Below are 26,853 nucleotides of genomic sequence, written 5' to 3'. Positions count from 1 at the left end.
CGCGTCGCGCTGCGCAGCAGCATGTTGGCCACCAGGCCCGTCCAGCCGGTCTGATGGGCCGCGCCGAGGCCCTCGCCCGTGTCGCCGTGAAAGTACTCGTGGAACAGCAGGGCGTCCCGCCAGGCCGGGTCGTCGCGATGCCGTGCACTATCGCCGAAACAGGGCCGCCGGCCCGTCTGGTCGCAGAGGAACAGGCCGCCGAGGCGCTGGCAGAGGCCGTCTGCCACTTCGCCGAGCGTGTGCCTGCGGCCGCTGCCCGTCGGAAATTCGACCTGGAAGCCCGCGCCCAGATGCGCGTGAAAGCGCTGCAGGGATTGGACCAGCATCTCGTTCATGGGGAACCAGACGGGGCCGCGCCAGTTGCTGTTGCCGCCGAACATCCCGCTGCTCGACTCGGCTGGCTCGTAGGCCACTTCATGGAGGCCGCCCGGCAACGACAGCCGGTAGGGGTTCGCCGCGTGATGCCTCGACAGGCTGCGCACGCCAAAGGGCGAGAGGAATTCCTCTTCAGCCAGCACGCGGGCCAGCACCCGGCGCAGGCGCTCCGGCGGGACCAGGCTCACCAGGCCTTCGCTGCCCGGAGTCGGGAGCCAGGCCGCGAAGGCCGGGCGCGCCTTTCGCAGGTCCTCGACGGCGCGTGTGAAGGCCGGCAGTTGTTGCCAGGTCTGCGCGGGGATGTTCAGCACGGCGAACAGGGGCACCAGCCCCACCATGGAACGCACGTGTAATGGTTGGTGCCTGCCGTCCGGCAGGGTCAGCACGTCGTAGTAGAAGCCGTCCACCTCGTCCCAGAGCGACACGCCGTCCTCCCCGTGCTCGCTCATGGCCAGCGCGATGCGGGCGAAGTGTTCCAGGCAACGACTCGCCATGTCCGCGTAGATCGGGTCTTCCTGGGCCAGTTCCAGCGCGAGGGCCACCATGTCCAGCGCGAACATGGCCATCCAGGCCGAGCCGTCGGCCTGTTCGATGTGGCCTCCGGTCGGCAGCTCTCGCGACCGGTCGAACACCCCGATGTTGTCGAGCCCCAGGAAGCCGCCCTCGTAAAGGTGGTTGCCCTGGGCGTCCTTGCGGTTGACCCACCAGGTGAACTGCAGCAGCAACTTGTGGAACATGCCCCGCAGGAAATCGCGGTCGCGCCGGCCGCTGGTTCGGGCTTCCAACTGGTAGACGGCCAGGCTCGCCATGGCCAGCACGGGCGGATTGGTGTCACTGAAGTTCCATTCGTAGGCCGGTACCTGGCCATCCGGACCCTGATAGGCATCCGAGACCAGCAAGCGGAGCTGTTGCTTGGCGAATTCCGGGTCGATCAGGGCCAGGGGCAGGCAGTGGAAGGCGAGGTCCCAGCCGGCGTACCATGGGTACTCCCAGGCATCCGGCATCGAGAGCACGTCGGCGTGGCGCATGTGCTGCCAGGCGCCGTTGCGAAGGCGTGCGCGCCCTTGCGGCGGCGGCGGCATGGCCGGATCGCCCCTCAGCCAGGCCTGCACGTCATAGTGGTAGAACTGCTTGGTCCAGACCATGCCGGCCAGCGCCTGCCTGGCCACCAGCCGCCCATCCGCCGAAAGCCCATCGGGCAAGACCTCGGCCCAGAACTGGTCCGCTTCCTGGGCTCGTCGCGCCATCAAGGTTTCCACGTCACCGAACGGATCGTCCAGCGGTGTGGGCGAGAGCCGCACGTGCAGCACCCAGGTCTCGCCGGGAGCCAGGGTGCGCCACTGGTGGGCCGCGACCTTGGTGCCGACGCGCTGCGGGTTGATCGCCTGAGTTTCCGAGCCGATCAGATAGCGGTGAAAGGCGTCCTTGGTGTACGGCGTGGCGGGTGGGCTGCCATAAAGGCGGGCCGTGTTGGTGTCATTCTCGGTGAACAGCAGCGCAGGGCAGCCTTCCGCATAGAACCAGCGCTGCCCCAGCGTCGGATGCTGAACGATGCAGGCGCCCAGGTCGAAGCCCTCCTCGTCCAGCCGAATTTCGGGGCGATCGCCGGCGTCCCAGCTCCAGGTGTTGCGAAACCAGAGCGTTGGCAGCAGGTGCAGGGGGGCCGCCTCCGGCCCCCGGTTGGTGGCCGTGATGCGCATGACGAGGTCTTCCGGGCCCGCCTTCAGGTGATGCACGTCCACGTCGAAGTATCGGTTCTGGTCGAAGACGCCCGTGTCCAGCAGGTCGAACTCGGGTTGGTGGCGTCCCCGCCGCGCGTTTTCCGCCACCAGCTGCTCGTAGGGGAAGGCCGCCTGCGGGTAGCGGTAGCGCATGTGAAGCCAGGCGTGGGAGGGTACGGCATCCAGGTAGTGGTAGACTTCCTTCACATCCTCGCCGTGATTGCCTTCCGGGCCTGCGAGGCCGAACAGCCGCTCCTTCAGAATCGGGTCCTGCCCGTTCCAGAGCGTCAGTCCCAGGCAGAGCATCTGCTCGCGGTCACAGAGGCCGGCGAGGCCGTCCTCGTTCCAGCGGTAAGCGCGTGAGCGGGCCTGGTCGTGCGGAAAATGGCGCCAGGCATCGCCGTCGGCCGAGTAATCCTCGCGCACCGTGCCCCAGGCCCGTTCCGCCAGGTACGGGCCCCAGCGCATCCAGGTGGCGTGATCCGACAGGCGCTGCTGTTCTGTGTTCAAGCGTGGATTCCTCTGCCCTCGGTGTTCCCTCAGGTGGTCTTTACCCCAGCGAGCGGGCCGCTGGCGATCCGCCCGTGCGGATGGCATCGTTGGCGCGGGCTGGAGGACCGGTCTGTCGCTCGGAACGGCACGGGAGAGCGCTCCGCTTGCCTCCACGGGGGCGCGTCGGTTTGAATCCGCCGCATTCGGGTATTCTGACCGGGGGCAAAGCTGCCTCACGGGAGGATTCGCGGGTGACAACGATGCCAGAACGACACCTCGTTCCCGCCGATCGCCTGGAGGCCCAGCTGGCGGATCTCAAACCGGCTCTCTCCCCCGCGGCCGCTCGCACCGAGGCCTTGCGCTGCCTTTACTGCCACGATGCACCCTGCGTGGCGGCCTGTCCGACCGCGATCAATATTCCGGAATTCATCCGGCGCATCGGCAACGGCAACGTGGTGGGGGCGGCCCGCACGATCCTCGAGAGCAACATCCTGGGACACTCCTGCGCGCGGGTCTGCCCGGTCGAAGTCCTCTGCGCGGGCAGTTGTGTCTATCACCTGAAGGAAGAACCGCCGATTGCGATCGGGCGCCTGCAGCGCTTCGCCACCGACCACGCGCTGGCCCACGGCCTGCGCTTTCACCGGCGAGCGCCCGACACGGGCCGCCGCATCGCGCTGATCGGGGCCGGCCCGGCCAGCCTGGCCGCCGCCCACGAACTGGCCGTGCGGGGCCATCATTGCGTGCTGTTCGAGGGCCGAGCGCTGCCGGGGGGGCTCAACGCCACGGGGGTGGCCCCCTACAAGCTGCAGACCGACGTGGCGCTCGAGGAGGTCGAATGGCTGCTCGGCCTTGGGGGCATCGAGCTGCGCACGGGGGTCTGGGTGGGTCGGGACCTCTCCTTCGCGCAGCTGGAGCGCGATTTCGATGCGATCTTCCTCGGCGTGGGGCTCGGGCCCGACAGCCGCTTGGCCCTGCCCGGTGAGGACCTGCCCGGCAGCCACGGGGCCGTGGCCCTGATTGAACAGATCAAGAACCAGCCCGGCTTCGCGCTGGCGGGGGTCGAGCGCGCCGTCGTGATCGGCGGCGGCAATACCGCCATCGACGCGGCGCGCGAGCTGCGGCAGCTGGCCGTGCCGGCGGTGACGATGGTTTACCGGCGCAGCGAGGCGGCCATGACCGGTTACGCCCACGAGTTGGCCCAGGCCAAGCAGGAAGGGGTGCAGCTGGCCTTTCAGCTGGTGCCGCTGGCGATCGAGGGGGAGGCGCGGGTCACGGGGCTGCGCTGCGCCCGGGTCGATGCGCAGCTGGTGCCCCTCCCAGGCGGTGAATTCGTGTTGCCGGCCGACCTGGTCGTGCGTGCCACGGGGCAGGAGAAGCTCACCGCTTTGCTGGCCGAGGTGCCGCAGCTGACGCTGGAGAAGGGCCGGGTGCAGGTGGATCCGCGCACCCATCAGACGACCCATCCCCGCTACTTTGCGGCGGGGGACTGTGTGAACGGCGGCAAGGAAGTGGTCAATGCCGTGGCGGAAGGCCAGCGGGCCGCGCAGGGCATCGAGGCCTACCTGGCCAGTCTGAATGGCCTGACGGGCGAGAGGGGCGATAGGCAGCATGGCTGATCTGCAGGTCAATTTTGCCGGTATCACGGCCCCCAACCCCTTCTGGTTGGCCTCGGCACCGCCCACCAACACGGGCAAGCAAATCCTGCGGGCCTACGAGATGGGCTGGGGCGGGGCCGTCTGGAAGACGCTCGGAACGCCCATCCGCAACGTGACGGCTCGTTTTGCGGCCAACCAGTGGGGTGGCCATCGCATGATGGGCCTGAACAACATCGAGCTGATCACCGATCGCCCGCTCGACGTGAACTACGCCGAGATTCGCGAGGTGACCCGTCGCTATCCGGAGCACGCCACGATCGTCTCGCTCATGTTCGAGACCGAGGCCGAGTGGAAGGAAAACATCGAGCGGTCGATCGAAAACGGGGCCAAGGGGCTCGAACTCAACTTCGGCTGCCCGCACGGGATGTGCGAGCGCGGCATGGGCTCGGCCGTCGGGGCCGAACCGGACGTGCTGGCGGAAATCACGCGCTGGGTCATGCGCCACGCCACGGTGCCGGTGATCGTCAAGCTCACGCCCAACATCACGGACATCACCCCGGCGGGCCTCGCCGCACAGGCCGGCGGCGCGCAGGCGGTCTCACTCATCAACACGGTCAAGAGCCTGATGGCGGTCGACCTGGAGGCCATGGTGCCGATTCCCAACGTGGGGGGCGCCAGCACCAACGGCGGCTATTGCGGCCCCGCCGTCAAGCCGATCGCCCTGCACATGGTGGCCGCACTGGCCCGACATCCGGAATTCAAGCTGCCGATCAGCGGCATCGGCGGCATCGGCACCTGGCGGGATGCCGCCGAGTTCATCGCGCTCGGTGCTACCAGCGTGCAGGTCTGTACCGCCGTCATGCACCACGGCTACCGCATCGTGGAAGACCTGATCGATGGCCTGAGCGGCTGGATGGACACGCAGGGCTATCGGGAGATCGGTGACTTCGCAGGGCGGGCGGCGCAAAACTTCAAGGCCTGGGAAGACCTGGATATGTCCTACAAGGTGGTGGCCCGCATCGACCCGGCCCGTTGCGTGGGTTGCCAGCTGTGTTTCGTGGCCTGTCGCGACGGCTCGCACGAGTGCATCTACCTGCCGGGCGCCGAGGACGGCAAGGCACCCGCCGCCGCGTCCGGCTTCGAGCGGGTGCCCTGGGTGGCTGAGGACGAGTGCACCGGTTGCAACCTGTGCTCGCTGGTCTGTCCGGTGGACGACTGCATCACCATGACACCTGTCGACACCGGGCACCGGCCGATCACCTGGCGTCAGTACCAGGCCGGGGAAGGGGCGCTGCCGGCGTTCCACCACAAATGACCGAACGCGATCGCCACGGCAGAGAGAGGACCCCGTGAACATCCCGGAGCGCATCGGGTCAGGCGGCGGTGCGGAGCCTCGCCCCAAGCTTTCCATCGTCAACCGTGGGAAGGCCCGCTTGGATGGCGATCGCCTGGCCTTGAGTCTCGGCCAGGCCGTCGGTGGTGCCTCGGACAGGCACTGGGCGGATCGTGTTCGCGCCTGGGCCCAGCCGCGCTGGGACGGTCTGGTCGAGGGGGGGCTGGCGCTGCTGTTCCAGCTGCTGTTCGGCGCCCGCTCCACGCCGTTCGAAACCCGCCGCGTGCTGGACGATCCGGGTGATGCCAATGACCCGGACTACAGCGAGAATCGGGCCGCAGAGGTGGCCCACGCGCGTCACGCGGCCGAGGAACAAGCGCGTCTGAAGACGCTCGATTCGGCTTCTCAGGGGGCCTATGCCTCGCTCAAGGCCGCCCTGGGGGAGGCACCGCTGGCCAAACGGGCCTTGCAGGCCCTCTTGCTGGATGGGCGCCTGACCGGGGGGCCCGCAGCAGGCGACGGCGGTGCGCTGCTGGCGCAGCTGGACCGGCTGCGGCAGCAACCCCTGCTGCCGGGTCTGGAGCGCAAGGCGTTGCTCAATGAGGTGGTGATCGAGGCGGAAAACCCCGTGCGGGTGAACCAGCACCAGTGGCGGACGTGTGGCGCGGCCACGGCGCAGATCTTGCTGCTGCGCGAGAACCCAGCGGAGTACGTGCGCGTGGTGGCGGGCCTGGCCGCTCCGGAGGGGCGCGTGACCCTGCTGGGGGGGCAGTCGGTTCGGCGAGAGGCGGATTGGGATACCACCGCGGACGGGGGGCGCACGGCCGCCAGTCGACTGTTCCAGGCCACCATCATGGAGCTGGCCGGGCCGCGCGTGGGCGCGTGGGACCTGGCCAACTACGACGCCCGCCGCGACCTGCACCGGCTGGGGCCCCTGCCGGTCTTTGTGGGCCTGCCCGGGGGTGGCCTGGCGACCGCGCTTCAGCAACTGACCGGCAAGCCTTTTCAGAACCACTCGTTCCGGGCCTGGGGGCGTGACGCCCTCTGGGCGGCGGTGAAACAGGCCCTGGCCGAGGGGCGCGGTCCGGTTCCCACTGCCCTCGCCTGGGGCGAGGGGGGCCATTTTGTGCAGATCGACCGCATTGCCGACGGCACGGTCTTTTACACCAACCCGTGGGGCTGCCGGGAGGCCATGGACGAGGCGGAGTTTCAGGCCCACGCGCTGCAGGTCCAGATTCAGCGGGCTTGAAGAACGGCGCTAGCCGATTCTGGGCGCCGGCACCGGGCGATTGAGGGCGATCGCATTGTCGGCCGGCTTGCCCAGTTCATGCACCGTCAGCCAGTCTCGCCGCGCCAGCTCCCAGAGGGTTTCGCCCAGAGTCGCATCCGTCGCTTGGAGGCCCAATAGCTCGGCCAGCTGGCCGAGGCTGCGCTCGCCACCCAGCATGTCCCGGCGCATGCCGTCCGAAAGGCGCGAGACCTCCAGGTAGGCCACGGCCAGGGGCGCCAGCGGCAGGGGCCGGCTGAGTGCTTGGGGGCGCAGCAAGGCCTTGTGGGCCTCGCTGAACTGCAGCACGTCGCGCATGTCGTGGTGGGCCAGCTTCGGGCCGGCCTGCACCAGCAGGCGCGGCGAGCCCTTGACGGTGTGTTCGAGACGCGCCAGGGCCTGAAAGGCGATCGCCTGACGGGGGTCCGCCACCAGGCGCGCAAATCGGTGCGGGGAGTCCTCCGCGAACAGGGCGTCCAGGGCGCCCCAGCGCAGCACCTCGCCATCCCGGTAAATCAGCCCGGTCAGGTCCCCTTGGGGCGCATCACCGGCCCGGGTCACACCGAGCAGCAGGGTCACATTCGAGGGTTTCACCGGGGCATCGCCTCCGTGGCAGGCAGGGGGAGTCGGGTTCAGGGTTGAGGGCCTGGCGGCGTTTCCGTCGTGGAGGGAGATGCCTCCCCGTTCACCGGTCGGGCCAGGTGGGGACGGGCGATCGCCAGCGTGTCATCGACCTGGGCTTCGTCCATCATGCCAACCACCACCGCATCGATGAACGGGCGGGTGAGGTTGTAGGGGATCGCCTCGTGGCGGCGATGCGCCAGCTTGCCCTCGCCCAGCGTCTTCATCACGATCACCCCCTGGCCGGCCGCGTGGGCCTTCTCGAGCGCGCGCGTGTAGTCGGGCAGCCCGGCATCCATGTGCACCTCAGCCAGGTTGTAGTTGGTCAGCAGCACGTCCAGGTCGGGCCGCCCCGCGGCGGTCTCCAGCGTCAGGATCGCGTGCGTCGACAGGCCCACAGCCCGCACCAGGCCCTCGGCCTTGCAGGCTTGCAAGCCCGCCAGGGCCCCGGCCCGCTCGGCCAGTTCCTCCGGGCTGTCCGGTTCGTGCATGAGCAGGATGTCGATGTAATCCGTGCCCAGTTCCCGCAACGACTGTTGAACGCTGTGCCGAGCCTCCTCGGCCGTGACGGCGTAGGTCTTGGAGGTGATCTGAACGCTGGCGCGCGGCAGTTGCCTGAGCGCCCAGGCCACGTGGGCGTGGGTGCCGTAATTATCGGAGGTGTCCCAGAAGGTGATGCCTTGGGCGTGGGCGTGCAGTAGCACGCGCCCGAAACGCTCGACGGCCAGCTTGGACTGGGCCGATTCGCTGTCGAAGGTGGTGGTGCCGGTGCCGAGGCAGAGGCGCGAGACCGTCAGGCCGGTCCGGCCGAGCGGCGTCAGTGGCAGCCGGAGCAGTTCGTCACCCACGCCTCGCCTCCCTCGAAATGTTCACGCTTCCAGATGGGCGCCTCCCGCTTGAGCCGGTCGATGCCGTAGCGGGCGGCCTCGAAGGCCTCCTGGCGATGCGCGGCTGAGACGCCCACCACCACGCAGGCTTCTCCCACCGTCAGGTAGCCGAGGCGGTGGTGCAACACCACGCGCTGGACCTCCCAGCGCGCGGCGATCGCCTCGGCGATGCGTCCGAACTCGGCCAGCGCCATCTCCGGGTAGGCCTCGTACGTCAGGGCATGCACGCGGCGACCCTCGTGATGGTTGCGCACCGACCCGGTGAACACCACCTCGCCGCCGGCGGCCGGATCGGCCAGGTGGGCGTGGATGGCGTTCAGGTCGAGCGGCTCGTGGCCCAGTTGCAGCCAGGCGCGCTGCGTGTCGCAAACGGGCATGACCGCTCAGCCTCCCCCGACGGGCGGGATCAGGGCTACCTCGTCGCTCGGTTGCAATACCTGTTCCGGGGGTGCGAATGCCAGGTTCACGGCCACCCGGCTGACCTCCAGAAAGGGCGTCAGGCGTGGCTCGGCGGCCCTCAGATGCTGCGCCAGGTCGCGCACGCAAGTGCCGACCGGCAACTCCAGCGTCAGGGCCGCGTGCCCCACCTGCTCGCGCAGCAGGGCGAACAGCTTGACCGACAGCTGAAACGTGAGAGCGGAACGGGCGTCGGACATCAGGGACCCAAGCGGGTTGTGTGGCGCGGTGCCGAGGAGACGGGCACCCCCAGAATATCACGGGGGAGCGGGGGGCGCACGGCCAGGCAGGCCGTGGGCGCCTCGGCCCCTTGCCGAGCCGGATGGCGCGCCCGATAATGAGGGGCCTGCCCTCTTACCGGACCCTGCTGCATGCCCATCAAAACTTCGCGCCTGCCTGGCTTCTACAAGCTCTCGATCGATGCGCGCATCGCCAAACTGGCGGAGACCTATGCGCTGTCGGTGGACGAGGTCGAGGCGCTGGCCTCGCAGGGCGCCCTGGAGCTGGCCCAAGCCGACAAGATGGTCGAGAATGCCGTGGGCATCTATAGCCTGCCGATCGGGTTGGGTCTGAATTTCCAGATCAATGGCAAGGATTACCTGGTGCCGATGGCGATCGAGGAGCCTTCGGTGGTCGCCTCGGCCAGCCACATTGCCAAGATCGTGCGCGAGGCCGGTGGCTTCGAAGCCACCACGACGGGGCGCACCATGATCGGGCAGGTGCAGGTGGTCGGCTGCCCGGACTGGGGCGCGGCCGCCGAAGCCGTGATCGATGCCGAGGAGGAACTGGTCGCGATGGCCAACGCCTGCCATCCCGCCATGGTGGAGCGCGGTGGCGGGGCGCGGGGCGTGGAAGTGCGGCTGCTCAATGACGACGAAGGCTCCCGCTACGCCCAGATGCTGGTGGTCCATCTGCTGGTCGACACCTGCGATGCGATGGGGGCCAATACCGTCAACACCATGGTGGAAGCCCTCGCCGAGCGGATTGAGGCCCTGACCGAGGGCAAGGTCTACCTGCGCATTCTCAGCAACTACACGGACCAGTGCCTGGCGACCGCCACCTGTCGCATTCCGCCGGCCCTGCTGGCGACCGGCGAATTCGATGGGGAGGCGGTGCGTGACGGCGTGGTGTCGGCGCACGCCTTTGCCGACTCGGACGTTTACCGCGCCGTGACCCATAACAAGGGGGTCATGAACGGCATTGACGCGGTGGTGATCGCCACCGGCAACGATTGGCGCGCGATCGAGGCGGCGGCCCACGCGCACGCTTCGCGCCACGGGCGTTATGGCTCCATGACGGAGTGGTCCACCGACGCGGAAGGCCACCTGGTAGGCCGTCTGGAATTGCCCATGCCGGTGGGGACGGTGGGAGGCTCGATTGGCCTCCACCCGATGGCTCAGATCATGCACAAGTTCCTGCGCGTCAAGGGGGCGGAGGAACTGGCGCAGGTGATCGTCTGCGTGGGCCTGGCCCAGAACCTCGGCGCCCTCAAAGCGCTGGTCACGCATGGAATTCAGAAAGGCCATATGGCCTTGCACGCCCGCTCGGTTGCCATGACGGCGGGGGCGACGGGCGACCAGGTGGATGCGATCGCCCGGGCCATGGTCGATGCGCGCGAGATCAAGTTGAGCAAGGCCAAGTCCCTGCTGGAAGCCTTTCAGTGAACGCTCCGGTTGACGCTTCACTCCGCCCGACCCTGGGGCGGGCGTGTGGCAAGCTGATCCTGGTGGGTGAGCACGCCGTGGTACACGGACATCCCGCCCTGGCGCTACCCTTTCACCAGGTGGAAGTGGTGGCCGAGGCGATTCCAGTGCCGGGGCCGGTCCAGGTGACCTCGGAACGCTATGATGCCAATCTGGCCGGGCTGCGTCGTACCGCCGAGGCCACCCTGGTGGCGTGTGGCCGAGCCCCCCGCGGCTTTTCGCTGCACATTCGCTCGACCATCCCGATGGGGGCGGGCCTGGGCTCCTCGGCCGCCACGGCCGTGGCGCTGGTGCGCGCCCTCGCCCGGGCTTGTGAGCACGAATTGCCCGATGCGATCACGACTGGTCTGGTCAACCTGGCCGAACGCGAGGCCCATGGACAGCCCAGCGGCTTGGACGCCGCCACCATTTTGCTGGAACGCCCCATTCGCTTTCGGCGCGAGCACGAACCGGTGCCGATCGCCTTGGGCACGCGGGCCCACCTCGTGGTGGCGGATACGGGGCGGCAACGCGACACCCGCGCGGCCGTGGCGGCCGTCACCGACATGTTGCGTCATGAACCCGCGCGTGCGCAGGCTTGCCTGGCGGCGCTGGGAGGCCTGTCCAGCGACGCTGAAGCAGCGCTGGCGGGGGGCGAGGTGGTGGCCCTCGGGCAGGTGCTCGACCGTGCTCACGACCTGCTGTCGGCGCTGGGGGTGAGTGATCTGGCGTTGGATACTTGGGTGGGCCTGGCGCGCCGGGCCGGCGCCCTCGGGGCCAAGCTGACGGGGGCCGGTCGAGGTGGCTGCGTGCTGGCGCTGGCCGGCGACGCCCGGATGGCCGGGGCGATCGCCGCCGCCTGGCAGGAGGCCGGGGCGGCCGCCGTCTACCAGGAGGAACTCACCGGGTGAGCGGCGATATTTCCCAGCGCAAGCTCGACCACATTGCCATCAGCCTGGAACGTGACGTGGCCATGCGGCAGACGCTGACGGGCTTCGAACGCTACCGCTTCGCCCACGAGGCCTTGCCCGAGTTGCGTCCCGAGGACGTCTCGCTGGACACCCACTTCCTGGGGCATCGACTCGCGGCCCCCGTGCTGCTGTCGAGCATGACGGGTGGGCCCCTGCTGGGGGCTAGCATCAATGAGAACCTGGCCCGGGCAGCCCAGCGGCACGGGGTGGCCATGGGCGTCGGCTCCCAGCGCATCGTTTTCGAACGTCCCGACACGCGCGCCAGTTTCGAGGTGGTGAGACGGGTGGCCCCGGACGTGCTGCTGTTCGCCAATCTCGGCGCGGTGCAGTTCAATTACGGCCTGACGCTTCGCCACGCCCGTGAGGCGGTGGAGTCGATCGGCGCCCAAGGCTTGTTCCTGCATTTCAACGCGTTGCAGGAGGTGGTGCAGCCGGAGGGGGAAACGGATTTTCGTGGGCTGCTGGAGCACGTCCGGGCGATCGCCTCGGAGCTGCCCTACCCCATCCTGGCCAAGGAGGTCGGCTGTGGCATCGGCCCCGCCACTGCGCAACGGCTTTTTGCCGCGGGCGTGGCGGCCGTGGATGTGAGCGGGGCGGGCGGCACCTCCTGGGCCAAGATCGAGGCTGCGCGAGCGCTCGACCCCGCGCAGCGTCAGTTGGGAGATGTCTTCGGGGAATGGGGCATTCCCACGGTAGAGGCGCTCACGGCATGTCGGGCGCTCCTGCCTGGCCAACCCCTGATTGCCAGTGGTGGCATTCGGACGGGCCTGGATGTGGCCAAGGCGATCGCCCTGGGGGCGGACCTGGTCGGCCTGGCGATGCCGATGCTGGGGCCTGCCACCCGTTCGGCTGAGGAGACGGAAGCGGCGCTGGCGCAGATTCTGCGCGAATTGCGCACCGCCATGTTCCTGCTGGGCGTGCCCGATATCGCCACCTTGCGCCGCAGTGGCCATCTGCTGAGCCGGTGGGACCTGCCGTGACGGGAAGGACCGCCACAGCTCGGGCGCAGGTGAACATCGCCCTGATCAAGTACTGGGGCAAGCGCGATGAACGCCTCCACCTGCCGACCAACGGGAGCCTCTCCCTGACGCTGGAGGGCCTCCACACCACCACCACGGTGACCTTCTCGCCCGAACTGCCGACCGACGTCTTCGTGCGTGACGGGGCGGAGCGAGATGGAGAAGAGGCGCGACGGGTCGGCGCGTTTCTCGATCTGGTGCGCGTGGAAGCCGGCCTGAGCGAGCGAGCCCGCGTCGTCTCGCGCAACGAGGTACCCACGGCGGGGGGCCTGGCCTCCTCGGCGTCGGGCTTTGCGGCGCTGGCCGCGGCCGCCAGTCGAGCAGCCGGACTGCCGCTGGACGAGGTTGCCCTGTCCTGCCTGGCGCGACGGGGATCGGGCTCGGCCTGCCGGTCCATCTACGGTGGTTTCGTGGAGTGGCGGCGCGGCGAGCGCCCCGATGGCCGCGACTCGCACGGGGTTCAGCTGGCGCCCGAGTCGCACTGGGAGAACCTCCGGCTGGTGGTGTCGCAGCTGTCGAGCTTGCCCAAGGACCGCACCAGTCGAGATGGCATGCGCGACACCGTGCGAACGTCGCCGTTTTATCCAGGCTGGCTGGCCACGGTGGATGCCGATCTGGCGCTTGCCAGAGCGGCCATCGCCGCGCGGGACCTGGAAGCCCTCGGCGAGGTTGCGGAGCGCAACGCGCTCAAGATGCACGCGACCATGTTAGGCGCGGTGCCGGCCTTCACCTACTGGATGCCGGCCAGTCTGGCCGCGATGCAGGCGGTCTGGCAACTGCGACGCGAGGGCGTGCCGGCCTGGTTCACCATGGACGCGGGCCCCCACGTGAAAGTGGTCACCGAGGAAGCCCAGTTGGCGCGGGTGAGCGCGGCCTTGACGGCCACGCCCGGGGTCGAACGGGTGCGGGTTTGCTCGCCGGGCGGGGGCTTGCGCTGGCTGAACGAGCCGCTTCAGCCTTAGGTCTGCCATGTCTCGCCTGTTGTCGCTGAGGGTTCCTGGAAAACTGATGCTGGCCGGCGAGTATGCCGTGCTGGAGCCGCATCAACCCGGCCTGGTAGTGGCGGTCGATCGTTACGTGACGGCCACGGTCGCGCCCGCGGCGCATTTTCTGCTCACGATTCCCGCCTTCGGACATGATGAAGTGCCCTTCGAGGTGACGCCGGACGGGGTGCGGATGGGCGACCCGGATCCGCGCCTGCGCTTTGTCGGTGAGGCGCTGGCGGTGGTGTTGTCCGTCTGCGAGGTTCCGCCCTCACCGTTTCACCTCACGCTGGAGAGTGGCCTGGATGATCCGGATGGCCGCAAATATGGTCTCGGCGGCTCGGCGGCTGCCGTCACGGCAGCGGTGGCGGCGGTGGCCCATTGGGTGGCGCTCGGGAAGGGCGCGCCAGCGCCTTTGATGCTCTTCAAGTTGGCGGCGATCGCCCACTTTCGCGCGCAGGGCAGCGGCTCCGGGGCGGATGTGGCCGCCTCCTGCTTTGGCGGCTGGTTGCGCTACACCTCATTCAATCCGGCCTGGCTGGCGGCCCGCCTGGCGCGTGGACTCGCGCCCAGCGTGTTGCTCGCCGAGCCCTGGCCGTTTCTCTCGATCGAGCGACTGTCACCCTTGCCGCGCGACCTGCGCCTGTGCGTCGGCTGGACCGGGGAGCCGGCCTCCACCAAGGAACTCGTGGCCCAGGTGGCGGCGCTGCGCGAGCGCGACCCCTCAGCCTATGAGGCGTTCCTGGCAGACTCGCAGCATGCGGTCGAACACCTGGTGGCGGGCCTACAGTCGGCCAATCGCTTCCGGGCCCTCGACGCGCTGACGCGCAATCGCGAGGCCCTGCGGCGCCTGGGGGAGGCGGCCGGGGTGGCGATAGAAACCCCGGCGCTGGCGCGTCTGGCTGAACTGGCCGTCTCGGCGGGCGGGGCCGGCAAGCTGAGCGGCGCTGGCGGCGGGGATTGCGGCATTGCGCTGGTGTTCGGGGACGACGAGTGCAGGCGCCTGGAGACCCTGTGGCGTGAGGCCGGTCTGGCGCCGTTGCGACTGGGCAGCTCCGACGCGGGTGTGGCGGTCACGCGTCTGGTCCCCTGACTTCGTTGCTCGCTTCAGTGCGGTCTGGTCCGGGAGCGACAGGCACGCATGGCCTGCTGGGCCTCGCGATACGCGTCTTGCCAGGCGACGGTGCCTTCCGGCGCTCCGAAGCGGGCCCGCTCGTATTGCGCCAGGAAGTCGTCGATCGCAGCGCGGGCCGGTTCCAGATGCGCGCAGGCCTGCACCCTCACCAGCCATTCGCGCGGCCCCAGATCCGCCTCAGGCGCCGGCCCACCCAGGCGAGCGACCTGTCTTTGCAGGCGCCGATAGGCCAGCGTGACGCCCGTGTCACGCCGGCGTGCTGGGCGACGCCAGGCCCGCCTGAGCCAGCTGAACATCAGCCAGAGGGCCGCCGGCCCCATGGCGAGGGCGGCCCAGCGGGCCCCCTCCCGCCACATCTGAGCGCGGGCCGTGGCGGGTTCCCTGAACGCCGTGGCCATGTTCCAGTCGCTTGGCGTGGCATCGAAGGGAAACCAGCCCACGCCGGGCAGCCAGGCCTCGACCCAGGCGTGGGCGTGCTTGCCTCGCACCTCCCACAGACCGGTCAATGCGTTGTAATCACCCGGTGCGTAGCCTGTCACCAGGCGAGTCGGGATGCCTTGCAGGCGGCCACAGACGGCCAGGGCCGACGCGAAGTGCTGACAGAATCCCCGCCGCTGCTCGAACAGAAACGTATCGACCACCTCCTGGCCTGCGCCGGGTGGCGGTACCTCCAGATCATAGGTGCAGCGTTCTTGCAGGCCGATGGTGAGGTTCTGCATCACGGCAAAGGGGCCTCTGGCGGTTCCCGTCAGGCTGCCAGCCAGCTGGCGCACCCGAGCTGACACGCGCGGCAGACCCAGATAGGGGGCCAAAGCGGGCGGGACAGCGGCTGGTTGGGTGGCGCGGTTCCGCGCCGTGACCAGTGCCGGCGGTTCCGACACCACCGAGTAGTGCATGGCGCTGTCCAGGCGCACCGGGGAGCGCAAGCTGTCGTACTGGTCCCGCCAGACCAGCGGGGTGGGGAAATAGAGCTGGGTCGGATTCCAGGCGGCAAAGATCATGTTGCCGTGGTCTCGTTCGACGTAGATCGTCTGGGCCAGTTCCGGTCCGCGACTCTGCCCGGGGGGACGCTTCAGGCGCAGCGGGGTCTGGCCGGCATCCAGTTCCGTGACGCGCTCCTGGTCTCGCATCCGCCAGCGCTGGCCGTCATACCAGTCGTAGGCGACCGCCCGCAGGTAGGGCGGCAGGTCCGAGGCGACCCGCAAGACGATCTCGTCGGTGGGAAAGCTCCGCCCGTTGAGGTCGAGTTCTTCGGCGAAATCCTCGACCTCGCCGCGCCGGCGACGAGCGCCGTCCCCGCGTCCACTGCGCGCTTGCTGGATGGCTGCCTGTACCCGGGCATCGAGTTCCGCCGGAAGGGGCAGTCGGATCGACATCGGCAGGCCCTCTCCCTCGAAGCTGCGGGCCTTGCGGGGCATGGCCAGAAAGAGGGGGCCACTCAACAGCAAGCCGAGGGCGAGAATTCCCGCAAAGGCCTGCGCGATGGCGCTGGCCTGGCCCGGCGGGGCACCGGTCTCGGCGTGAAAGGACGCCATTCCAACCCAGGCCCACGTGAGCGCAAACCCGCCCAGCAGCAGGCCGAACTCGCTTTCCCGGCTGAGCGTCGCGGTGACGATCATCAGGACCGTGGCCACCATCATCGACACGCGCAGGTTGCGTCGACGCGGCAGGTCGAAGCCGTTCAGCAGTTGCAACCAGAGCAGCAGTTTGGCCAGGGCCTGGCGAGGATCGAGCACCCCACTGACCAGGTTTCCGAGCGTCAGCCACAGGGCTGCGAGCATGCCGAGGGCCAGCACTGCCTTCAGTCCCAGATTGCGGTGGGTGCGGCGCCAGTAGCTGACCACGGCCCCCGCGAAGGCCACCGCGAAAGGGCCCAGCATGTCCTCGTCCGGTTCGACCAGGCCGAACGCGCCGATCGCCACGAGGCTGTTGACCAGGACGGCCGCGCGCAGCGAGAGGCTACTTTCCGGTGAATTCGCAGGGTGTACGGCCAGCGGTCCCAGGGGGTCGGCCGGGATGCCATCGGGGAAGGCCGCACGGCGCTGCCAGTGGGCGGGGTTGAAGCGATGAAGCCAGCTCTGACGACTCATGCGCGCCAGCCTGTCGCCAGCACGGCCGCGATGTCCGCCCCGACCGGGCAGACCAGGCTCCCATCCAGAGGGCCGTCGGGCGCCTCCGGCGGGCAAACAATCAGGGCCGTGGCCCAATCGCGCCAACCGGGCAGCGGCCGCGGAGACAGGGCGATCGCCCCCGCAGGGCCATCGGTGACGCTGGTTGTGACCAGCTGGGCCTTGCCCAGGGTGCGCCAGGCCGACTGACCCTGCACGGCACCTGCCTGACTGGCCAGCGAGACGGACTGTCCGCTCCGCTCCGCGGCGGCGAGCAACCCTGCAGCCACTTCCAGCATATGCTCCAGCGTGGCCGGGGTGTGGTGCTCGCTGGCCAGGTCCAGCCAGAGGCAACAGGCCGCCGTCAGCGCCTGTTCCGTCTCCTTGGTGTGGAGCTGGCCCGTGCGGGCCGTGGTGCGCCAGTGAATCCGACGAAGGGGGTCTCCCGAGCGGTACGGCCGAACCCCCCTCAGCAAGTCCCCTTCCGTGGCCCTGCCGCGGGCGCTCTCCTCCTCCTGGCCCATTCCCTGAAGTGCGGTGGGCCATTGGGGCAAGAAGGGCGTGCGGGGAACGACCAGCAGGGTGTCGTGGGCACGGAACAGGCGCAGCACCGCCACCAGTCCGAGCGGCCAGGCGCATTGCAGCAGCAGGGGCGGGGCTGGATACTCCCCCCGTGGCAGGGCAGGCATGCGCATCGTGGCCGTGGAATTCCGGGCGGACAGGGTGGCGTAGCCCGCGTCGGCGGGAACCAGGGCGTCTCGGAAAAAGGCGTGGTACCAGCGCAGCGAGGGGGGAGGCGCCAGCACCTGCAAGGGGGTCTCGGGCAGGGGAGAATGGACCTGGAGGCGGACCGCCCAAGACCAGGGCCGCCCCGCCTCCGCTTGTGGCAGTGGCCCTGTCTCCAGCTTGGTACGCCAGAGTGCCAGACGCGCCAGGGCCCACGCGCACAGCAGCAGGCCTCCGGCGAGGCTGCTCATCACGTAGAGCCAGCCCAGCTGGGTCTGGTAGGCGGCCAGGGCCATGGCCCCGACCAGACCCAACTGCACCCACGCCTGCAGCGTCACGACAGGCTCACACCGGCACCGCGGTCGTGCGGAGAAGTTCCGCCAGCGTACGCTGGCGTTCCGGGGTTGTAGAGGCACCCGCCAGCAGCACACGGTGGGCCAGGCACGGGATGGCTGCGCGTTTCAGATCGTCCGGCGTCACGAAGTCACGGCCTGTCAGCCAGGCCAGGGCCTGAGCGACCCGCTGCCAGACCAGGCTGCCACGGGGGCTGACGCCCAGGCGAATGGCCGGGTGGTTGCGGGTGCGGCCGACAAATTCGACCACATAGCGCTGAAGGCTCGCCTCCACGTGGACCTCGCGAACCTCCCCCTGCCAGCGCAGCAGGTCGCTCGGCTCCGCCAGCGCCCGTCCCGCCTCGCCATGAAACGGACGGCTCGCTTCTCGGGCGAGCAAGCGGGCCTCCTCATCGGCATCAGGGTAGCCCAGCTGGATCGTCGCCGCAAATCGGTCGAGCTGGGCTTCCGGGAGGGGAAAGGTGCCCTGATGCTCGATCGGATTCTGGGTCGCAATGACCAGGAACGGGCGTGGCAATGGATGGGTGTGGCCGTCGAGGGTGACCCGACCCTCCTCCATGGCCTCCAGCAGACACGCCTGCGTGCGCGGCGAGGCGCGGTTGATCTCGTCGGCCAGCAAGACGTGCGTGAACAACGGCCCACGGATGAACCGGAAGTCGCCGGTTCCCGGGTGAAACATGTTGACGCCGGTGACATCGCTGGGCAACAGGTCGGGTGAAAACTGCACGCGTTTCCAGTCCCCGCTGACAGCCTCCGCCAGGGTGCGGGCCAGCAAGGTCTTGCCCACCCCCGGCACGTCCTCCAGCAGCAGGTGCCCGCCGGCGAGCAAGACGGCCAGCACCAGCGTGACGGCCTCCTGCTTACCGAGCAAGGTGTCGTTCAGGTGGGTGAGCAGGGGCTGGCAATCGGCGGAGGGCATTGTGGAACTCCAGGTCGGGGCCCCCCTTTTGTACCCGGCCGGAGAGGTTCAGCGCGTTTCCGCCAGCACGCGCCAGCGACCGGCGATGGGGGTCACCCCCACGTAAATTTCCGGGAAACGCCAATCCCGGGCGGCCAGCTGAGACAGCGCTTGCAGGGCGGGGCGGACGATCGCGGCGACCCGTGCCCAGCGCCGACGAGCGGGCGAGGGGAGCGATGCAGGAATCGCTTCCACCCAGGCTTGCTCGAATTGGGTCAGGAGCTGGGCGAGCGCCAGGCCCTCCCGCACCTCGATCAGGCCCTCGGCCGACGAACGGAAATCGTCCGACCGCCAGCCGCGCAAGCCCACCAAGACGGCTCCTTCGTCGATCATTGCGCCCTGCAGCGGGAGCCATTCGGCCTGGGTGCTGCGCACCGCGATGCCGGCCGTCAGCAGCGCCGCGTCAGTCTCTGCCTGATGGTTGAAAAGGCGGTCTGTCCCGGTGAGCTGCGCTTCTCGGCGCAACACGCGCACCGTCACGCCGCGGGCGACGGCCGACGTGAGGCAGGCGATCACCTCGCCATCGGTCAACGCCTCGATGCCCACGTCGACGCTGTGCTCAGCGGCGGACAGGGCCGCCATCAAGACGGCTTTGGGAGAGCGGTGGCCCTGCTCCCGCAGGCCCAAGCGCACGCGAGACCGCAGCAAGGAGTTCAGCACCGGGGGGCGCTCCGGCAGGCTGGCGGGGTGTCCACCCGACCGGAGCCAGGCCTGGTTGAAGGCCCGGCCGAGTTCCCAGGCGGCCTCCCCCGCGAGGCGCAGGCGGCCCTGCGCGAGCAGGGCAATTCGGTCGTCCGCCACCAGCAGCGTCCACAGGGCTGATGCCGGGCTGGTGCGAACCAGCAGACCGGCCGCCCGGGCCTGTTCCACCGCGGCCTGCGTCTGCCGCCCCTCTAGAGCCAAAATTTGGACCCTGACCCCGTCGCCCTGCTTGCGCGCCAGAGCCCTCAGCAGAGCGGGCGCCTCCGGCCCATCGAGGCACGCCGCGTCCAGCTTGAGGGTGCTGCGCGCCTCCAGCACGGCTTCAAGCAGCCCCGCCTGACATTCCGCACGGGAGCCGGCCAGCTCGGCTCGGGCCGACGTGCTCAGTGGACCCGCCAAGGGCGCGACTGACATGCCATTGCCGTGGTCATGAGGTGGCGGCGCGTCGGCCCTGAGCGGAGCCCGACGCGTGACGGCGTGCGCAGTGAGGGGAGGAAGGGCGGACAAAGGGACTTTCCGTGCTAGCTTAATCTCTTTTTAATTATAGCATCTCCCTGGCTTAACTTTCGTGCGGGGGGCCAATTTCTGCTCGAAAAGTGATCCGCGTGGGCCCACCGCCCTTGGAGCTGGCGTGGGCTGCGCTCTCCGAGCGGGTATACACACGGGGATCGTTCCCTGAGAATCCGAGGTGTTCTGGTGGCAATGAGCTTTCTTCCCCCGGCGGGTTGGGAACGTTGGCGTGACCAGATCGGGGAGCCGGGCTGCTTCACCTTCGTGGGCGAGCCAGGCGCCGGCAAGTCGACCTGTCTGGCTGCGGCTGCAAACCTGCTGGCCGAGCGGGGGGAAGCCTGCGTCAGCTTCACGCCCAGTGCTTCCGCCCCGCCCTATGGCCTGATGGAGCAAATTTGGCGCTGGGCTTCGCTGCAGGCACCGGTCGCCTGCGCCGCCATCCCCCGCCCCCTGCAGAGCCTGATGGCATCGCTCTGGCCCTGGAGCTTTCCTCAGGTTTCTCCCTTCGACGAACCAGGTCGCCTCGCGCGCGTCATGCCGGAACTGCTGCGCCGCTTGCTGGCCGAGGCCGCGGGCGGACGTCGCCTTCACCTCTTGATCGACGATTGGGAACGGGTCGACCTGCTCAGCCGGGACATGCTGCTTGACGCGCTCCAGGGTCCCTTCTCCCCTTTGCACGTGTTGCTCGCAGCCGGCGAGCCGGTGGCGGAGGCTACCCCATTTCGCCTCGAACCCTTTGATCTGCCTCGCACCGAGCGTTGGTTGGCCGATGTGCTGGCCGACACACCGGGCCCCGGCCTCGCTGAGCGCCTGTGGCGGGTGGCGGGGGGAAACCCGGGCTGGATGAAGGAGGCGCTGTCGCTCATGCAGGCGAGCGACGCGGATGGGGACACGCTGCTGGGCTCGGTCGATTCCATGATCGCGGCCACCTGGAATGCCCTGAATGCCGGCTCAAAGACCATTGTCGCCCTGCTGGCACTGCACGGCGGCCATTGCAGCCAGGATGACTGGAACCGTTGCGAGGCCTTGCTCGCGTCGGATTGGCCGCTTGATTGGGAGGTCCTGTTGCGTCGTCGGGTGGTCTCCGAGGGGGAAGGGCAGCGCCGTCTTGCGCTGGTGTGGTGGGTGGATTGGGTGCTGGCCCATGACGCGCCCGCTCATCTTCGCCATCTGGCCGCCGAGGTGGCCCGCACCTGGGCTTCGGTCGATGCGCCTCCCAGCATGGCCTTTACCATCCGGATTGCCCGCATGGCCTTGCGGGGCGACGACCATCGCCTGGCGCTGGTCTGGGCCCATCGGGCTGCCGAGGCGGTGGCGCGGGTGGGTGATTTCCGATCCACGTTGCAGCTGGCTCAGGACGGTCTGGCTGTGGTGGCGCTTCACGAGCCCCGCGCCCTGAGCAGTGCCGAGGCTTTGGCGCTGCGCTTCCTGGAGGCTGACGCCTGGCGGGTCATGGGGCGCCTGGACGAGGCCGTGGGCACCTATCAGGACCTGCTGGCCCGCGAGACAGAGCCTGTCCAGCGGGCCCGGCTGCTGGTTTCGCTGGGCAAGTGTCATCAAATGGGAACTCAGCTGGGCAACGCGGTGGAGGCCTTTCAGGCCGCCGTACAGGCCCTGGAGGGTGGCCCGGAGACGGAGGAACGTGCCCGGGCTCAGGCGGCGCTCGGGCGAGCCCAGTTCATGCTCGGCGATCGGGAGGCCTCGCGTCGGGCCTACCAGGCCTGTCTCGTCGAAGCGCGTCGCACGGGGGACCTGTCCCGCGAAGGTGGCGCCCTGGCCTTTCTTGGAAAGCTGGCCGCCGAAGAGCCGGCGACGCTGGCCGAGGGCCTGAACCTGCTTGAACACGCGCTTCAGCTCCGGGAGCAATCGGGCGATGTGGTGGGGCGGATTGACTCTCTGCAGTTGCTGGGGCACGCGCACCTGATGCATGGCCAGGCCCACGAGGCCCGCCAGCCTCTGCTCCAGGCGCTGGAGCTCGCCCGGGAGGTCACCTATCACCTGGAGGCGGCTCTGACGTGTCTGAATCTGGCCCTCTGTGATGTGGAGCAGGGCCACTGGCTCGGCGCGCGTCAGTGGCTTCAAGCGGCACGCGAGGAACTGGCGACCGCGCAGCGCAGCACCTACTCAGGTCCCTTGGCCTTCATTTCCAGCCTGGTGGAGGCTCATCTCGGGGACCACTACGCGGGGGCATTGGAGGCGGCAGCACGCGAACTACAAACCACGGCCAACCCCTACATGAAGCGCTTCGGCCATCTGTATGAGGCCTCTCGTAACCTTTATCTCGGGCAGTTTGCGGCGGCGCGACAGGCCGCCGAGGAGGTGGTTGCGGGTCTGGAGCGGGTCGGCGGCGGGGAGGAACGCTGGAAGGCCTGGGCCGTTCTGGCCGAGGCGCGCCTGCTGGGGGGCGATCGCCCCGCGGCAGAGCTGGCGCTTTCGGAATTGCAGGCGGTGGCCTCAGACTTCGGCAGCTTCCCGGTTCAGGCACAGCTGATGCGCATCGAGGGCCTGTTTGCCTGGGGCCGGGGTGAGCAACTCCAGGCCCGCAGACTCTGGGAGGAGGCTTTGCCGCTCGCGCGGGCGGCCGACCTGAGCGGCCTGGTGATCGATCTGACCCTGTTGCTCCTGCTTCCAGGCGAGCCTCCCCCGGAGGGCCTGGACCTTGGACGCCTGGCCGAACAGGCGGAGGCCCAGGGCGCACGTGCCGAGCAAGCCTTGTTGTGCCTCGCCGGCACCCGGCTCCCGGGCCAGGACCCCGCGGCGATCGAGGCAGCTGCCGAGCAGGGCCGCCTGGCCTTGCGCGCGTTTCTCGCCCAATTGCCCAGCTCCGCACTGAGGGCCTCCTTTCTGGGCCATCCGTTGCGGCGCCCGCTGTGTGAGCTCGGCTCGAAAGACGTGGCCCTGCGCCAGTCGCAGCGACCGCGACAGGGCGAGTGGCTTCGCTCGCTGGCGGCCCAGTTGCTGGCCAGCGAGCGGGCGGATGATGTCTGGAAACATCTGCACGACGGAGCCCGGGACCTGGTTGCCGCCGAGCGCCTTCAAATTCTGCTGCCCTTGCCCACGGGGGCTTGGCAGCGTGCGATGCCTGACCAGGACTGGCCGACCGCAGAGGCTGCGATGACCTGGGCGCAGGAGCGGCAAGGCCCCCTGGTCTGTGAATTCAGTCCCGAAGGCGCCATCCCTGGGCAGCTGGTGGTCCTGGCGGTGCGTGGCGCCGCGAGCTGCCACGGGCAGCTGGCGCTCTGGCGAGGCGGGCCGGACGCCGCCTGGTCGCAGGAGGACCTGCGTGGGCTGAAGATGCTGGTCGCCCAGGCTGCGCTTGCCCTGGATACGCTCCAACTCGACGGTTGAAACGTGACGCGAAGCGTGAGTGCCCCCTCGACCACCACGGTAGGGCGGTTCAGACCTTTGTTTCGGCCACCACCGGATTACGCAGGGTCCCGATTCCCGCTGCCCAGACCTCCACGATGTCCCCGGCCTGCAAGGGCCCCACGCCACTGGGGGTACCGGTCGCGATCAGATCGCCCGCTTCGAGGGTGCAAAAAGCGCTGAGATGCGCAATCAGGCGCGGAATGGGAAAAATCAGCTGGCTGGTGCGGGCGTGTTGCCGGACTTCGCCATTCACCAGCGTTTTGAGTTCAAGATCCGTCACCTCGAGGTCGGGAACGACCACAGGGCCGCAGGGCGCAAAGGTATCGAACCCTTTGGCGCGGGCCCACTGGCCGTCTTTCTTCTGCAAGTCGCGGGCCGTCACGTCATTGATCAGGGTGTAACCCGCAATGACTCCCCAGGCATCTTCTTCCGCCACGTGACGACAGCGACGGCCGATCACCAGGGCCAGTTCCCCCTCGAAGTCGACCCGTTCGGAGAGCGCCGGCAGCACGATCGCTTCGCCGGGGCCAATCAGGGCGCTCGTCGGTTTCAGGAACACCAGCGGCTCCACCGGAAGATCGTGGCCCAGTTCAGCCGCGTGGTCCGCGTAATTGCGCCCGATGCAGAGAATCTTGGAGGGTGAGACGGAGAGGGCTGAGACGGACACCTTGGCCTACCAACCCATCAGCTTGTTCCAGAGGTCGTGAGACAATTCCAGTGCCTGCGGGGGCTTCGGGACACGGGCCAGTTTCATGCCCACTTCCTCGGGGCGGCGATCGCCCTTCCGATTGTTGCACGACACGCAGGCGGCCACCAGATTCTCCCATGTCTCCTTGCCCCCCTTGGCCCGCGGAACCACATGGTCGAGGGTCAGATTGGCGTGGGTGCCACAGTACTGGCACACGTGGCCATCCCGCCGGAAGATCGCCTGCCGCGTCGGCCGCATCGCATCGTAGTAGCGGTGAACCACCGCCTTGACCAGCAGCCGGATGGCGCTCGGGATGCGCATGATGACCGAGGGGGAGCGCATCACCTCGTCCGAATCCTTGACCGACACGGCTTTCCCCAGATACAGGAGCCGGATCGCCCGTTCCACCCCGCAGGTGTAGAGCGGTTGGTAGGTGCTACTCAAAACGAGAACCTGCATGGCGAACTCCTCGGGAGGCTGGCGTCGTGCGATGATGTGGGCGGCGATTCCTTGGACGGTCTGAGACGGGGGAGAAGAGGCGGTGGCTGGCCCGGCCGATGCCTGAACTGCTTCAGTTGAGGGGGGGCGAGCCTCACCGAACTTCTTATACCCGAAAATCGGCCCCGAGCATTGTCTTCAAAAATTCGGAACGCTGAAACTCCCTCCTAGCAAGCGTTCGAGCCCATGAGGGTGCAAATTTCGCGCGGTCATATTCGGAGGCGTGTGTCGGCCCCGCCGGGTTCATGCGCACAGGGACTGGGTATGATATCAACGGGGGATGGCTCATTGCGCAATCAAGACTCGTCTCGGGTCACGTTGACAGGCTTGCTGATGGTTGTCTGCTTGAGCGGGCCTGCCTGTTCAACATACGAGATCGGGAAATCTCAGCCGGCTTCCAACCGCGCTCAGGTCCCCCCGCCGCGTGTGTCCTCGGACAGCTTGACCGTCCGGCCACCCGAATCCGCGCCCTCGCCACTTCCTCCAGCCAGCGGGGTGGCCGGCGTTCCGTCGTTGACTCCGTCGACCGCACCCTCGGCCGTGTCGGTCACGCCGGGGCCCAAGGAATCTCGCACGATGGTCGTGATGGGAGCATCCGCCCCCAACATCGCGTTTCTCGATGCGGAAGGGCGCTCCCGGAACCTGGAGGAGTGGCGCGGGCGTTTCATCCTGCTGACCTTTTTTTCTCGCACCTGCAAGGTCTGTGCGAGAGAGGTTCCCAAGCTGCAGGAGTTCGCCGCCAAACGCGCCCCTGATGGGGTCGTGCTGCCGGTCGAGTCCACCTCCGCGTCGGCTGGCGAGGTGGCGGCTTTCGCGTCGACCTACAACGTCTCCATGCCCCTCTTTCACGACCCCACCTGGAAGGCGCCGGAGGCTTACCTCGTCAAACGGGTGCCGCAGGTCTACATCATCGCACCAGACTTCACGGTGCTGGAGGACGTGGTCGGTGAGGCCTCGCTGGACTTCTACAACATCCGCTTCAAACGGTTTTTTCCCTGACCGGAACGGAACGGTCACCGCGCAGCAAATGGGAGTACAGGCGTGATCAAGCCCCCTATCTATCAGACCGTGATGACGTTCGCCGTGGGCCTCCTGCTCGGTTGCTCAGGCAGCCTGGGGCCACTTTCTGCGCAACAGGGGACCGGGAGTGCCGCCAAGGCGAGAGGCAAGTCCGGCGAGGCGGCTCCCCCCGCCGGTGGTGCGACCAATCCTGGAAGTCCCCGCGGGGGCGCGGCCGGGACGGCTGGAACCGGCGCGGCTTCCCGCCAGTCCGGTGGAGGGGCGGACCCGCTCCAGCACGACAAACTGCTGGCGCCGGGCACAGCCAACCTGCCTCCGGTCAATCCCGCCACGGGACAGGGCTTGGACCCTCAGACGGGGGAGGTGGTTCGTGGAACGTTGACGCCTCTTCCTGGCGAGAAGCCCCTGAGTGCGTTGCCGGGCAGCAAGGTCAACATGCGCGTGATGACGGCCGACGGGGTGGCGGCCAGCTACTTTTTCCCGGGCAATACCGTCTTCGTGGAGGCGACCGGGCTCAAACCCACGACGAAGCACCGCGTGCTGCTCAAGTGGCCCAACGGCGTGGAATCCAAGCAGGAATTCACGGCGGATGAGGCGGGCAACATGCAGGGGCCTCAGGGCAAGTTCGTGGAATATCCGCACACCGGCTTTTACAACGTGGCCGTCACGCCCGGGAAATCCGTCGTGGTGACGGGCGAGTTCGTGCTTCAGTTGATCGAGTTGGAGTCCAATCTACAGGTCGGTCAGGTCAATTTCGCGGTGCGGAAGGGCCCGATCGTGTTTGCGGTCGGCCTCGACAAACCCGTCAGCAATCCGCCTGTGTACAAGCAACGGGCGGTCTACTTCGCGGATTTTCCGGAGGAAGTCTTCCTGCACGGCGAAGGGTTCCAGCCGGGGCAGAAGGTGGTCGTCAACATGGTGATGGCCGACGTCAATCGGCTGAAACCCATGGCGGATGGTCTCACCATCGCGGACAAGGTGGTGGACCCTTTTCGGGACATGGCCTTCGAAGCGGATGCCAATGGGATCTTCGACAAGAAGGTCATTGCGTGGTTCAAACGCGAGCCGGTCAAGGATTCCATGGTCATCATCAGCAAATTCCTGAACGACATGCCGACGTTCGTGCGGAGTGAAGACATCGCGATCACCGACCACCCCACCTTCTTGATCAAGGATTCCCAGGAGTTTTTCGCCGCAGCGGGCGTCAAGGCAGGAGAACTGCCGCCAGCCCAACCCTGACTCAAGTTCAGTTCCCGCTCACCAGCATAAGGAGGCGCTCCATGTCACACGCTCGAAGTCCTCGCGACTGGGCCCGCTGGGCCACCGCTGCCAGTTTGTCCGTGGTCGGCGTCGCGACCGGGTGCGCCAGTCCGGAGCGCGGCCT

General features: G+C 68.4%; 23 protein-coding genes. 11 read left to right on the top strand and 12 right to left on the bottom strand.

Annotated elements, in window-relative coordinates; genetic code table 11:
- Positions 1-2,606 (bottom strand): glucosidase (locus VKP62_06345; protein ID MEB3196807.1); only part of this gene is annotated, 2,606 nt, incomplete at its 3' end.
- Positions 2,607-2,848: 242 nt separating this feature from the next.
- On the opposite strand from VKP62_06345, the gene VKP62_06340 reads away from it, so the two are divergent.
- From VKP62_06340 to VKP62_06330, 3 genes are read left to right on the top strand one after another with little or no spacing between them, the layout of a single operon-like run.
- Positions 2,849-4,204, top strand: coding sequence for an NAD(P)-dependent oxidoreductase (locus VKP62_06340; GenBank protein ID MEB3196806.1), 1,356 nt, complete (start codon positions 2,849-2,851; stop codon positions 4,202-4,204).
- Entirely contained in the window at positions 4,197-5,498 is a 1,302-nt protein-coding gene (gene preA / locus VKP62_06335; GenBank protein MEB3196805.1) for an NAD-dependent dihydropyrimidine dehydrogenase subunit PreA, read from the top strand. The genes VKP62_06340 and preA overlap by 8 nt, the downstream gene beginning before the upstream one ends.
- A 34-nt stretch (positions 5,499-5,532) precedes the next feature.
- Complete coding sequence (locus tag VKP62_06330) at positions 5,533-6,765, top strand: hypothetical protein (protein ID MEB3196804.1); 1,233 nt, start codon at positions 5,533-5,535, stop codon at positions 6,763-6,765.
- Positions 6,766-6,774: 9 nt separating this feature from the next.
- On the opposite strand, the gene VKP62_06325 is transcribed toward VKP62_06330, so the two are convergent.
- The 4 genes from VKP62_06325 to VKP62_06310 are packed head-to-tail and all read right to left on the bottom strand — an operon-like array spanning position 6,775 to position 8,947.
- A complete protein-coding gene (locus VKP62_06325; GenBank protein MEB3196803.1) occupies positions 6,775-7,377 on the bottom strand; it encodes a hypothetical protein in 603 nt (200 codons plus the stop codon).
- A 38-nt stretch (positions 7,378-7,415) separates the two neighbouring features.
- Positions 7,416-8,252 carry an aldo/keto reductase gene (locus tag VKP62_06320; protein ID MEB3196802.1) on the bottom strand — a complete coding sequence of 279 codons (837 nt, stop codon included), beginning with the start codon at positions 8,250-8,252 and terminating at the stop codon, positions 7,416-7,418.
- A complete protein-coding gene (locus tag VKP62_06315; protein MEB3196801.1) occupies positions 8,222-8,668 on the bottom strand; it encodes a molybdenum cofactor biosynthesis protein MoaE in 447 nt (148 codons plus the stop codon). The genes VKP62_06320 and VKP62_06315 overlap by 31 nt, the downstream gene beginning before the upstream one ends.
- Before the next feature lie 6 nt (positions 8,669-8,674).
- Positions 8,675-8,947, bottom strand: a complete 273-nt coding sequence (locus tag VKP62_06310; GenBank protein ID MEB3196800.1) for a MoaD/ThiS family protein — start codon at positions 8,945-8,947, stop codon at positions 8,675-8,677.
- 177 nt (positions 8,948-9,124) lie between these two features.
- Here VKP62_06310 and VKP62_06305 point away from each other — a divergent pair, with 177 nt between their 5' ends.
- The 5 genes from VKP62_06305 to VKP62_06285 are packed head-to-tail and all read left to right on the top strand — an operon-like array spanning position 9,125 to position 14,495.
- On the top strand, positions 9,125-10,411 hold the full coding sequence (locus tag VKP62_06305) for a hydroxymethylglutaryl-CoA reductase, degradative (GenBank protein ID MEB3196799.1): 1,287 nt from the start codon (positions 9,125-9,127) through the stop codon (positions 10,409-10,411).
- A complete protein-coding gene (mvk, locus tag VKP62_06300; GenBank protein MEB3196798.1) occupies positions 10,408-11,340 on the top strand; it encodes a mevalonate kinase in 933 nt (310 codons plus the stop codon). Before VKP62_06305 ends, mvk begins: the two co-directional genes overlap by 4 nt.
- Complete coding sequence (gene fni, locus VKP62_06295) at positions 11,337-12,380, top strand: type 2 isopentenyl-diphosphate Delta-isomerase (GenBank protein ID MEB3196797.1); 1,044 nt, start codon at positions 11,337-11,339, stop codon at positions 12,378-12,380. Before mvk ends, fni begins: the two co-directional genes overlap by 4 nt.
- Positions 12,377-13,381: a diphosphomevalonate decarboxylase gene (mvaD, locus tag VKP62_06290; GenBank protein MEB3196796.1), complete on the top strand. Its 1,005-nt coding sequence runs from the start codon at positions 12,377-12,379 to the stop codon at positions 13,379-13,381. The genes fni and mvaD overlap by 4 nt, the downstream gene beginning before the upstream one ends.
- A gap of 7 nt (positions 13,382-13,388) precedes the next feature.
- A complete protein-coding gene (locus VKP62_06285; GenBank protein MEB3196795.1) occupies positions 13,389-14,495 on the top strand; it encodes a phosphomevalonate kinase in 1,107 nt (368 codons plus the stop codon).
- Between the two features lie 14 nt (positions 14,496-14,509).
- On the opposite strand, the gene VKP62_06280 is transcribed toward VKP62_06285, so the two are convergent.
- The 4 genes from VKP62_06280 to VKP62_06265 are packed head-to-tail and all read right to left on the bottom strand — an operon-like array spanning position 14,510 to position 19,798.
- Positions 14,510-16,627 (bottom strand): transglutaminaseTgpA domain-containing protein, encoded by a 2,118-nt coding sequence (locus VKP62_06280; protein ID MEB3196794.1) that lies wholly within the window; start codon positions 16,625-16,627, stop codon positions 14,510-14,512.
- The gene (locus tag VKP62_06275; protein MEB3196793.1) at positions 16,624-17,709 is read right to left on the bottom strand and encodes a DUF58 domain-containing protein; all 1,086 of its coding nucleotides are present in this window, start codon (positions 17,707-17,709) and stop codon (positions 16,624-16,626) included. Before VKP62_06275 ends, VKP62_06280 begins: the two co-directional genes overlap by 4 nt.
- Positions 17,710-17,716: 7 nt before the next feature.
- Positions 17,717-18,643 (bottom strand): MoxR family ATPase, encoded by a 927-nt coding sequence (locus VKP62_06270; GenBank protein MEB3196792.1) that lies wholly within the window; start codon positions 18,641-18,643, stop codon positions 17,717-17,719.
- Between the two features lie 48 nt (positions 18,644-18,691).
- Positions 18,692-19,798, bottom strand: coding sequence for a phospholipase D-like domain-containing protein (locus VKP62_06265; protein MEB3196791.1), 1,107 nt, complete (start codon positions 19,796-19,798; stop codon positions 18,692-18,694).
- Positions 19,799-20,086: 288 nt separating this feature from the next.
- Between VKP62_06265 and VKP62_06260 the strand changes: the two genes are divergently transcribed.
- Positions 20,087-23,242 carry an AAA family ATPase gene (locus VKP62_06260; protein MEB3196790.1) on the top strand — a complete coding sequence of 1,052 codons (3,156 nt, stop codon included), beginning with the start codon at positions 20,087-20,089 and terminating at the stop codon, positions 23,240-23,242.
- 49 nt (positions 23,243-23,291) lie between these two features.
- Here the strand turns inward: VKP62_06260 and VKP62_06255 are convergent, their stop codons facing one another.
- The 3 genes from VKP62_06255 to VKP62_06245 form a co-directional block, all read right to left on the bottom strand.
- Positions 23,292-23,930, bottom strand: coding sequence for a fumarylacetoacetate hydrolase family protein (locus tag VKP62_06255; protein ID MEB3196789.1), 639 nt, complete (start codon positions 23,928-23,930; stop codon positions 23,292-23,294).
- Between the two features lie 6 nt (positions 23,931-23,936).
- The gene (locus tag VKP62_06250; protein ID MEB3196788.1) at positions 23,937-24,410 is read right to left on the bottom strand and encodes an HNH endonuclease; all 474 of its coding nucleotides are present in this window, start codon (positions 24,408-24,410) and stop codon (positions 23,937-23,939) included.
- A 446-nt stretch (positions 24,411-24,856) separates the two neighbouring features.
- Positions 24,857-25,057, bottom strand: a complete 201-nt coding sequence (locus tag VKP62_06245) for a hypothetical protein (GenBank protein ID MEB3196787.1) — start codon at positions 25,055-25,057, stop codon at positions 24,857-24,859.
- Here VKP62_06245 and VKP62_06240 point away from each other — a divergent pair.
- Entirely contained in the window at positions 25,035-25,448 is a 414-nt protein-coding gene (locus VKP62_06240) for a TlpA disulfide reductase family protein (protein ID MEB3196786.1), read from the top strand. The genes VKP62_06245 and VKP62_06240 overlap by 23 nt on opposite strands.
- A gap of 42 nt (positions 25,449-25,490) precedes the next feature.
- A complete protein-coding gene (locus VKP62_06235) occupies positions 25,491-26,708 on the top strand; it encodes a hypothetical protein (protein MEB3196785.1) in 1,218 nt (405 codons plus the stop codon).
- The last annotated feature ends 145 nt before the right edge of the window (positions 26,709-26,853 follow it).

This window comes from Candidatus Sericytochromatia bacterium, from assembly GCA_035285325.1.
In the GTDB taxonomy this organism is placed as follows: Bacteria; Cyanobacteriota; Sericytochromatia; order S15B-MN24; family JAQBPE01; genus JAYKJB01.
This window is presented reverse-complemented; position numbering and strand designations above follow the sequence as displayed.